Origin of the sequence: Segniliparus sp., from assembly GCF_051660745.1 — a bacterium.
Taxonomy (GTDB): domain Bacteria; phylum Actinomycetota; class Actinomycetes; order Mycobacteriales; family Mycobacteriaceae; genus Segniliparus.
Map to the genome: position 1 here is coordinate 21,521 of NZ_JBOFQF010000032.1, position 9,693 is coordinate 31,213.

10 protein-coding genes are annotated in these 9,693 nt (G+C 69.4%); 7 read left to right on the forward strand and 3 right to left on the reverse strand.

The genetic code is table 11. The annotated features are described in order from the left end of the window. The first annotated feature begins 27 nt into the window (after nucleotides 1-27). Nucleotides 28-783 (forward strand): isocitrate lyase/PEP mutase family protein, encoded by a 756-nt coding sequence (locus ACRC20_RS10915; protein WP_438686416.1) that lies wholly within the window; start codon nucleotides 28-30, stop codon nucleotides 781-783. 29 nt (nucleotides 784-812) lie between these two features. Further along, on the forward strand, nucleotides 813-1,328 hold the full coding sequence (locus ACRC20_RS10920; RefSeq protein WP_438686407.1) for a hypothetical protein: 516 nt from the start codon (nucleotides 813-815) through the stop codon (nucleotides 1,326-1,328). A 4-nt stretch (nucleotides 1,329-1,332) separates the two neighbouring features. Here ACRC20_RS10920 and ACRC20_RS10925 read toward each other — a convergent pair whose 3' ends face one another. Further along, nucleotides 1,333-1,713, reverse strand: a complete 381-nt coding sequence (locus tag ACRC20_RS10925; RefSeq protein WP_438686408.1) for a hypothetical protein — start codon at nucleotides 1,711-1,713, stop codon at nucleotides 1,333-1,335. Between the two features lie 284 nt (nucleotides 1,714-1,997). Between ACRC20_RS10925 and ACRC20_RS10930 the strand changes: the two genes are divergently transcribed. Together ACRC20_RS10930 and ACRC20_RS10935 are read left to right on the forward strand one after the other, a co-directional pair. After that, entirely contained in the window at nucleotides 1,998-2,516 is a 519-nt protein-coding gene (locus tag ACRC20_RS10930) for a hypothetical protein (RefSeq protein ID WP_438686409.1), read from the forward strand. A gap of 52 nt (nucleotides 2,517-2,568) precedes the next feature. Continuing rightward, nucleotides 2,569-3,549 (forward strand): WXG100 family type VII secretion target, encoded by a 981-nt coding sequence (locus ACRC20_RS10935; RefSeq protein WP_438686410.1) that lies wholly within the window; start codon nucleotides 2,569-2,571, stop codon nucleotides 3,547-3,549. A 52-nt stretch (nucleotides 3,550-3,601) separates the two neighbouring features. On the opposite strand, the gene guaA is transcribed toward ACRC20_RS10935, so the two are convergent. Further along, nucleotides 3,602-5,194: a glutamine-hydrolyzing GMP synthase gene (guaA, locus tag ACRC20_RS10940; RefSeq protein WP_438686411.1), complete on the reverse strand. Its 1,593-nt coding sequence runs from the start codon at nucleotides 5,192-5,194 to the stop codon at nucleotides 3,602-3,604. Nucleotides 5,195-5,319: 125 nt separating this feature from the next. Here guaA and ACRC20_RS10945 point away from each other — a divergent pair, with 125 nt between their 5' ends. The 3 genes from ACRC20_RS10945 (at nucleotide 5,320) to ACRC20_RS10955 (ending at nucleotide 9,012) form a co-directional block, all read left to right on the forward strand. Further along, on the forward strand, nucleotides 5,320-5,724 hold the full coding sequence (locus ACRC20_RS10945) for a hypothetical protein (protein ID WP_438686412.1): 405 nt from the start codon (nucleotides 5,320-5,322) through the stop codon (nucleotides 5,722-5,724). A gap of 87 nt (nucleotides 5,725-5,811) precedes the next feature. Continuing rightward, the gene (rlmN, locus tag ACRC20_RS10950) at nucleotides 5,812-6,921 is read left to right on the forward strand and encodes a 23S rRNA (adenine(2503)-C(2))-methyltransferase RlmN (RefSeq protein ID WP_438686413.1); all 1,110 of its coding nucleotides are present in this window, start codon (nucleotides 5,812-5,814) and stop codon (nucleotides 6,919-6,921) included. Nucleotides 6,922-6,963: 42 nt separating this feature from the next. Beyond that, entirely contained in the window at nucleotides 6,964-9,012 is a 2,049-nt protein-coding gene (locus ACRC20_RS10955) for a M13 family metallopeptidase (protein WP_438686414.1), read from the forward strand. Between the two features lie 27 nt (nucleotides 9,013-9,039). On the opposite strand, the gene ACRC20_RS10960 is transcribed toward ACRC20_RS10955, so the two are convergent. Further along, on the reverse strand, nucleotides 9,040-9,474 hold the full coding sequence (locus tag ACRC20_RS10960; protein ID WP_438686415.1) for a hypothetical protein: 435 nt from the start codon (nucleotides 9,472-9,474) through the stop codon (nucleotides 9,040-9,042). Between the last annotated feature and the right edge of the window lie 219 nt (nucleotides 9,475-9,693).

Consider the following 9,693-nt stretch of genomic DNA (forward strand, 5'->3'; position numbering starts at 1 on the left):
CTTGACTAGGAGGTAGCTTTGGCTTCGTTGCTGGACGTTTCCGCGAAGACTGCGGCTTTCCGGAAGCTGCACGTGCCCGGAGATCCCGTCGTCGCGCCCACCGTGTGGGACGCGTGGTCGGCGCGGCTCGCCGAGAGCTTGGGCTTCAAGGCCCTGACCATCGGCAGCCACCCGGTGGCCGACTCGGTCGGCAAGCCGGACGGGGAGGGGCTGAAGTTCGAGGAGCTGGTCTACCGGGCCAGGGAGATCGCCCGCTCGGTGGACATCCCGGTGTCCCTGGACGTCGAGTCGGGCTACGGCCTCGACGGCGAGGGGATCGTCAACGGCCTCTTGACCGCAGGCGTGGCGGGTCTGAACATCGAGGACACCGTGCACAGCGACGAGGGCCGCTTGCGCAGCCCCGAGGAGCACGCGGACCTGATCCGCGAAATCCGCGAGCAGTCCAACGCGCTGGGCCTGCGCTTTGTGATCAACGCCCGCACCGACCTCTTCCTGCGCCAGGACGGCGCCGAGGAGGACCGCGCGGACCGCGCCATCGCGCGCCTGAAGCTGTGCGCGGAGGCCGGAGCCGACTCGCTGTACCCGGTGGGCTTCCACAGCCCCGAGCTGTACAAGCGGCTGGTCGCCGAGCTGCCGCTGCCGGTGAACGCCATCGCCCGCCCGGAGCAGAACGACCTCGCCCAGCTCAAGGACCTCGGCGTCGGGCGGATCAGCTTCGGCCCGTTCCTCCAATGGCAGCTCAACGAGCCGCTCAAGGCCGCCCTCGCGCCCTGGAAGCCCTGACCCCAGGGTTTCCGGGGGAGGGCTGGGCGATGAGCTACGACCTGCACTTGTACCGGGTCCCGGACGGACTGTCGTTCGAAGAGTGGTACGAGCCTGCGTGGGAGGAGCTCGACATCAGCGACGCGCCCGTCGATCCGCGGATCGACGAAGCGGCCGACCGGGTCAAAGCCCGTGTGCTCGCCCTGCTGCCCGGAGCCGAGGTCAACGAGTACGAGGACGGTTTCGGGTTCCAGATCTTCGTCCCCGAAGGCGGTCCGCAGATCGTGTTCGGGCTGGAGCCCGCAGGAGCGGACCTGAACCTCTCCTACGGCGAAGGGTTCGACGAGGGCATCCCGCTGATGGGCGATATCGCCCTCGCCGTGGCCGAGGAGACCGGGCTGACGATCTACGACCCGCAGCTCGGCGAAGTGCTCACGGCGGAGACGATCCGAGACCAGGGAAGCCCCGTGGGGGCGAAGCGGAAACCCGAAATCCCGCAGCGGCTCCTCAACGGGACGCGCGAGGAGCCGCCCGGGCCCAAGAGGCGTTGGTGGTGGCCGTTCTAACCGCTCAGGCGGGGTCGCAGCGGGACCACGCGATGTACTCGAACGGCGGGGTGGTCGGGTGGTCGTCGCGGGCTTTGCGGTCGGCCTCCGCGTAATCGTTCGCCCAGACGTACTCCGTGATCGCGTCCCGGAACGGGCGGGCCCAGTGCCCGATGCCGAGCCTGCAGATGTAGCGCTGCAACGGCCCGTCGCCGTTGTCGTCCACCGGGGGCCCGGGGTCGTCCCAGTCGCCGTTGTCGTCGTCAGGGTCGTAGGAGTGCGCGGGCGAAGGCGTGGCCTGCGCGGTCTCCGACTGGACCACGTCGAAGCCCGCCATGCCGGCGAAGGCCAGCGCGCAGGCGAGGACGCTCAGCGCGGATCGGGTGTTCACGGATTGGATTTTCACAGTCATTCGCTCCTTCCCTGTCCGGGGACGCTCGGCTTTGCAGCCGTGCTTCTTTCTACCATGCCCTGCTGGGAGCCTGCTGTCAGATCCGGTGGTCCTTCGCCCACCAGGTGGGCGCGTTGCGGTTGGAGCCTCTGAGCCGGAGACGGACAGCCGTGAAGGAATGGCCGGGCGGTGTGAGATTCGTCCGGAACCGGGTCTGTGGTATTCCCTAACCCAGGGGCTAGAGGCCATGATGTTTTTGAAAAAGCAGACGCATCATCATGGAAGCGAGAGAGGCCGATATGTCCGCTCCAAGCAGCTCTTCGGGGCCCACCGCCTCTCGGTCGGCAGTCCGTGACTGGCCGAGCGTGCGGGATTGGCCGCTGGAGGGCCTCGGGGACGTGGAGACGGCGTTGGACAGGCGCGTCGCGAGTCTGCGGGAATACGAGGGCGACATCGCACGGGCCTCCGGTCTCGAAGAGTCGTCGTGGTCGGGACCCGCTGCCGAAGCCGCTCGGGCGTTGGCGAGCGCCCATACCGGGCATTCGGCGGCTTTGGCGAGCAGCGCGCAGGTGGCTTTGGAGGCGTTGCGCGAGTACCGCTCCAGCGCGGAGGCGCTGCGGGCGGCGGCGTTGAAGCTCGAAGCCGAGGCGAGCAGCCACGGCCTGGCCATAGGGCAGGACGGTTCGGTGTCGGGAAACCTCCCTGGTCTGTACGGCAAAGCCGTCGCGCGCAAGCTCGCTGAGCGGGCGTCCGAGGTGCTGGCCGGGACGGCAGCGTTGGATCGCTCGCTCGCAGAGGCCCTCGTAGACGAGCAGTGAGCGGCGATCGGCGCGGCGCGATCGGCGCCGCAGGTCTGGCAGAAGGGTAATGATGACGAGCAGCATCGGCGCAGGCGTCGTGGTGAGCATAGAGCGGCTCGCGCAGTGCGCCAAGGACATCGCGGCGGCGCAGGACGCGGTGGGGGATTCCCTCGTGTCCACGCTTCGTTCCATGAGCGGGGCGAGCGCATCCGTCGGCGGCGCCTCGGCGGCGTGGGACGCGCTCGTGGACAGGCAAAGCCAGCAGCAGCAGAAGCACGCCGCGCAGGGGACGCAGCTTGCGAACGGCCTCCAGGACGCGGCCCGGCTCTACGCGCAGACCGACGCCCTGAGCGCACAATCGCTCCAGTCGCAGGCGGGCGTGACGGGAGCCCCCGGCCAAGGGGCTTCGAGCGAGCCGGTCGGCTCCGCCGTCGCGACGACGGACCCCAGTCCGAGCGACACGGTGCCGACGCCCTATGGCGAGCTGGGGCAGTGGATGATCAACAGCAGCGGGGCGGTGGCGGATTGGCTCGGGCGGAAAACGGACGGGAAGAGCCTGTACGAGCCGATCAACGTGGTCTTGGTGGACAACACTTCGACCACGCCCGCAGAAGCCGTCGCAAAGCTCAACAGAGACCTGGCGGCCGCTGGGTTCAACGGGCAGTCCGGGCACAGCGGCGGCTACAGCGCATCGATCGGCGGGACCCGTTACGGCCAGTTGCCCGACACGTACACGGACGCGAGCGGCCCGCTCTCGCTTTTGGAGACCCAGGACCACGCCCGGATGTTCGGCCCTGCCCCCGCCCCAGGCGGAGGATACATCTGGACCTCCTCGTTCAGCCGGGAGAAGTTCTCAATCGACTTGTTCGATATCGCCGGGGGCATTCATGGCTACGACTCCTTCAACACCGCGCGCGACAACCTTCTCTCCGGGCTCGTCAACAGCGGAGCCACAGAACTCGGGACCATTCCCATGGGCAACACCCGGAGCACGGCCGTCGGCTCCACCGGCGACCATGACGGCAACGCCGTGGTGATCCAGCTCGAATAGCAGGCGGGGCGAGGAGCCAGAGTTTTGCCGGCCTCAGCCGCGCTCGTTCAGATCACTCCCACTCGATGGTGCCCGGCGGCTTGCTGGTGATGTCCAGGACGACACGGTTGATACCGTCGACCTCGCCGGTGATCCGGTTCGAGATCCGCTCCAAAGCCTCGTAGGGCACCCGTGCCCAGTCGGCGGTCATGGCGTCCTCGCTCGTCACCGGGCGCAGCACGATCGGGTGGCCGTAGGTGCGGCCGTCGCCTTGCACGCCGACGCTGCGCACGCCGGGGAGCAGCACCACCGGGCACTGCCAAATCCCCAGCTCGGGTCCGAGGACCGCCAGCTCTTCGCGGACGATCGAGTCGGCGTCGCGCAGCGTGGCGAGCCGGTCCTCGGTCACCTCGCCGATGATCCGCACCGCGAGGCCAGGCCCGGGGAACGGCTCGCGGGCGACGATCACCTCCGGCAGCCCAAGCTCGCGGCCAACCGCGCGCACCTCGTCCTTGAACAACAGTCGCAGTGGCTCCACCAGCTCGAACTTGAGGTCCTCGGGCAGGCCGCCGACGTTGTGGTGGCTCTTGATGACCGCCGCGCCGCTGCCGCCGCCAGATTCGACCACATCCGGGTAGAGGGTGCCCTGGACGAGGAACGAGACCTCGCCGGAGGAGCGCCCGGCACGGTGCCGTTGGGAGATGCCCGCGACGGCGGCCTCGAAGCTCGTGATGAACTCCCGGCCGATGATCTTGCGCTTGGCCTCCGGGTCCTCGATTCCCGCGAGGGCGGTGAGGAACTGCTCGCGCGCGTCCACGGTGATGAGCTCGGCTCCGGTGGCGGCGACGAAATCCCGCTCGACTTGCTCGCGCTCCCCGGCGCGGAGCAGGCCGTGGTCGACGAAGACACAGGTCAGCCGGTCGCCGATGGCGCGGGCCACCACGGCGGCCGCCACAGCGGAGTCCACCCCGCCCGACAGGCCGCAAATCGCGCGGCCCTCAGGGCCGACCTGCTCGCGCACCGCCTCGATCAGGCTCTCGGCGATATGCGCGGGGGTCCAGGTCGCCGGAATCCCCGCGACCTCGTGCAGGAAGCGCTCGATGGCGGCCTGGCCGTGCGGGGAGTGGCGCACCTCCGGGTGGTACTGCACCCCGACCAGCCTGCGCCCCAGGTTCTCGAAGGCCGCGACGGGAGCGCCGGGGCTCTGCGCGGTGACCGTGAATCCGGGCGGGGCCTCGGTCACCGAGTCGCCGTGGCTCATCCACACCGGGTGCGTCTGCGGAGCTCCGGCGTGCAGCGACCCGCCGTCGCCTGCCAGGCTCAGCTCGGTGCGGCCATATTCTCGTACGTTTGTATGGGAAACGGCTCCGCCGAGGGCGCGGGCCATCGCCTGGAACCCGTAGCAGATCCCCATGACCGGCACGTCGAGGTCGAAAAGGGCCGGGTCCGCAGACGGGGCGCCTGGGTCGTACACGCTCGACGGGCCGCCCGAAAGGATGATCGCGAGGGGGTCGCGCTTCTTGATCTCCTCGATCGGGGTCGAATGCGGGAGGACTTCCGAGAAGATCCGGGCCTCTCGCACCCGGCGGGCGATGAGCTGGGTGTACTGCGCCCCGAAGTCGATGACGAGCACAGGCCGGTCGGGGGGTTCGGGGTTCTGGGCCATGAGCGCATCCTAGCCTCGGCCCGAGAAGCCCCTCGCGCCGAGTTCTGTGCTTGACGTCACAGCTATGTCTACTATAGGCTGTAGTAGTCGACCCGGGGCGGTCGACGCTCCTGAAAGAGGCCGCCATGTCCGCTTCCCGTTCTCTTCGAAGAGCCGCCGCCCTCTTCGCGGTCGCATTGCTCGTGCATTCTGCCGACCACCTGCGGCGCGGGATGGGGGGACTGCCTGTCGCGGTGTCGGCCGCGGGCTACGCCCAACTGCTGTTGACTGCGGTCATGTGCGTATTGGTTTTCGCCGGACACCGCTTCGCCCCGCAGGTCGCGGCCTTCCTCGGGTTCGCCAGCGCGATCGGCTTCAGCGCCGCGCATCTCCTGCCGAGATGGGGATTCTTCAGCGACAGCTTTGTCCACGCGCCGATGTCCGCGCATGTCACCGCGTTCTCCTGGACGACCGCGCTTCTTGAGATCGGCGCGGGCCTGGCGCTCGGCTTCGTCGGCGCGCGCGCCGCTCGTTCACGCCCGACGGGTTGATCGGGAGGCGGCAGCGGCGGCGGCGCTGGGGCCTCGGTGAGAGCGAGGTCGCGCAAAGGGCGCGAAGTGCGGCATAATTGCCTGGTCATGACTTCTCTCCCGCTCGTGTTCGACGCGCCGAAGCGCGGCATGCCGCCGCGCCACCTCGCCGACCTCTCCGCCGCCGAATTGCGCGAGGCGGTCGCCCTGCTCGGCGAGAAGCCCTTCCGGGCGCAGCAGCTGGCCAGGCACTACTACACGAGGCACACCGTCGACCCGGACGAGATGACCGACATCCCGGCCGGGAGCCGGGGGAAGCTGGTCGAGGCCTTGCTGCCGAGCCTTGTCGAGCCCGCGCGCACGATGGGCTGCGACGGCGGCGAGACGGTCAAGACGCTGTGGCGGCTGCACGACGGGTCGCTGGTGGAGAGCGTGCTCATGGGGTACGCGGACCGGATCACCCTGTGCGTGTCGAGCCAGGCGGGCTGCGGCATGGCCTGCCCGTTCTGCGCCACCGGCCAGGGCGGCCTCACCCGCAACCTCTCGACGGCGGAGATCGTGGAGCAGGTGCGCCTCGCCTCGGCGGCGGCGCAGGAGGGACGGCTCGCGGGCGGTTCCCGGAACCTGTCCAACATCGTGTTCATGGGCATGGGGGAGCCGCTCGCGAACTACAACCGGGTGCTCGCGGCGGTGCGGCGGATCACGAGCCCGGCCCCGGAGGGCTTCGGGCTGTCGCAGCGCTCCGTGGTGGTGTCCACGGTTGGCCTCGTGCCCGCGATCAACAAGCTCGCGGGCGAGGGCCTTTCGGTCACGCTCGCAGTGTCGTTGCACGCCCCAGACGACGAGCTGCGCGACACGCTTGTCCCGGTGAACACGCGCTGGCCGGTGGCCGAGGTGATCGCAGCCGCGCGGGGCTACGCGCGACAGACGGGCAGGCGGGTGTCGATCGAATACGCCCTGATCCGCGAGGTGAACGACCAGCCGTGGCGCGCCGACTTGCTCGGCGAGCTCCTGCATGAGGCGCTCGGCCCGCTCGCCCATGTGAACCTCATCCCGCTCAACCCGACTCCGGGCAGCAAATGGGACGCGAGCTCGCCGGAGGCACAGCGCGAGTTCGTCCGCCGAGTGCGCGCGAGGGGCGTGTCCTGCACCGTCCGCGACACCAGGGGCCAGGAGATCGCCGCGGCCTGCGGCCAGCTCGCGGCGGCTCCGGTCTAAGGCTCCACACGCCGATCGGTCTGAAGACAGAGGAGGATGTCTGTGCGGTTTGTTCGTCTCGTCGCGCCTTTCGTGGTCGTGGCAGTGGCAGCCGGGTGCTCGCAGGCCGGGGGCGGGGAGTCCGCGGCGGACTACCAGGCGAAGGCGTTCGACGTCGGCGGTCTCGGCGCGTCGGCCGAGGCCTGCGACTCGCTCTTCGGCTATGTGAACCAGAAGTGGTTGGACGCGCGCCCGATCCCGGACGACCGGAGCTCGCTGAGCATCGACACGAAGCTCTCCGAGGACGACCTTGCGTTGGAGCGTTCGCTGGCGCAGGACGCGGGCAGCGAGGCCGACCCGGCCTCGGTCCGCCACAAGGTCGGCCTCCTCTACAAAGAGGCCTCGGACGAGGGCGCGATCGAACAAGCGGGGACCGCCCCGCTCAAGGACCGGCTCGACAAGATCGCCGCCATCGCCTCGCCCGAGGACGTCGCCGCCCTCCTGCGCGAGTTTGCGGCCGAGGGCGACCCGATCGTGCTGCGGCTGTCCGCGCGGGCTGATTTCCGCGACGCGACGAAGCAGGTCGCCTCGGTGTCCGAGGAGGCGTTGGGCCTGCCGTCGAAGGACTACTACACCGATCCGCAGTACAAGCCGGTGCTGGACGCGTACCGCGACTACGCGCGGACGGTGCTCGGCTTGCTCGGCGAAGACCAGGAAGGCGCGCTGCGCTCTGCGGACGCGCTGCTCGCGTTGGAGTCTGCGTTCGCGGACGTGTCGCTCTCCGAGGTCGAGCAGCGCGAGGTGGACAACCAGTTCAAATTCGTCCCGTTGGACGAGGCGCAGCGGCTTGTGCCGCATCTGGACTGGCAGGCGTTCTTCGCCGCGCAGCGCGTGAGCGCCGCCCCCGGCTTCTCCCTGCCGGAGACGCGGTTCTTCCAGGCGCTGGACCAGCAGCTTGCGGGCGCGCCGCTCGACCAGTGGAAGGCGTATCTGGCCTTCCACGTCGCAGACCATTACAGCGCCGCGCTGCCGAAGGCGTTCCGCGACTCGCGATTCGTCTTGGACCAGGCGAAGTCCGGGGCCACGGCGCCGTTGCCGACGTTCAAACGGGCCCTCTCGGTCGTGGAGGACAACATCGGCGAAGGCCTCGGGCAGCTGTATGTGGCGGCGAAGTTCCCCAAGGAGACCAAAGAGGCCGTCCTCGCGCTGGTGCGCCGGGTCGTCGCGGCGATGGGGGAGCGGATCGACCGACTGGACTGGATGAGCCCAGAGACGAAAGCGAAGGCGAAGGAGAAGCTCGGCAAGATCCTGCCGAAGATCGGCTATCCGGACCATTGGCGCGACTGGTCGGGCCTCGCGCTGGGCGGCAAGGGCCTCGTCTCGGACATCCGGGCGGCCGAGGCGTTCGAGCACGCCTACCAACTGGCGAAGATCGGCAGGCCGACCGACCGGCAAGAGTGGGACATGACCCCGCAGACCATCAACGCCTACTACGAGCCGACCGACAACACGATCAACTTCCCCGCCGCGATCCTGCAGGCCCCGTACTTCGACCCGAAGGCGGACCCGGCGCTGAACTACGGCGCGATCGGCGCGGTCATCGGCCACGAGATGACGCACGCCTTCGACGACGAGGGCAGCCAGTTCGACGGGGACGGCAACCGGGCGAACTGGTGGACCGCCGAGGACCGCAAGGAGTTCGAGGAGCGCACCGGCAAACTCGCGGACCAGTACAACGCCTACGTCCCGCTGCCAGGCCACCCGGACGCGCACGTCGACGGCAGGCTCACGCTCGGCGAGAACATCGCGGACCTCGGCGGAACGCTGACCGCGTTCGACGCGCTCGCCGCCGAGCTCGGCGGGCGGCTCGACGGTCCGAAGATCGCGGGCTTCGCCCCGGCGCAGCGGTTCTTTTTGGCGTACGCGAGGTCGTGGCGGGGCAAGCGGCGGGACGAGGCTGTCCTCGAGCAGATCGCGAGCGATCCGCATTCGCCGGAGAAATACCGCGTCGACGGCGTGGCGCCGAACGTCCCGGCCTTCGCGAGAGCCTTCGGCTGCGCCCCAGGGTCGCCGATGGCGCCCGCCGAGGCGCAGCTCGTGTCGATCTGGTGACCGCAGCCGTCTGACGGCGCGCCCGCCCTATCTGCCGGGGTTGTTGTGGCGCTGGTGGTAGCTGCCGCCGGTGGCGCTGTCGTCGTCATCGCTGTCTTGACCGCGGGCCGCGTTGAAAGCGTTGGCGACGTTCGGCTGGTCTTGGTCCGTGAGGAAGCAGTTCACCGAGCGCGGGTTCCCCGGCACGCTCGCGCGGGCGTTGTCGATCGCCTGCTGTTCGGTGTCTCCCGCGCCTTCGGCGGCGGCCACGATCGGCCGCGCCGTTCCCGTGTTCGAGCTGTACTCGCAGGTCGCGTTGTAGCCGCCGATAATCGGGACCGACGGCTCCGGCTCTGCCGAAGCTGCCGCCGCGCCGCCGATCAGAGATCCGAAGGCGAGCGCGCCCAGCAACCCGGCGCGGGCGCCGCCGAACCGCGGGCGGCGCTTGCGCTGTTTCGCGCGCGCGGGCTCTCGTTCGCTCATGATCTCCTCCTTGAGACCGCCTTCGCGGGTGACGAGTCTGGTCGATATCGGCCTTGTCGGCAGGTATAGCTGCTTTTCACAACGTTGTGGGCGGTTCTGGCATTCCCAAGCGCCCTTGGCGGCGAGCTTTTCCCGGGCCAAGCGCGAGACGCGATCTCTCGGCAACAGTGAACGGGGTCCCTGAAAATGGCGGGGCCCCGGAGCAATTGCTCCGGGGCC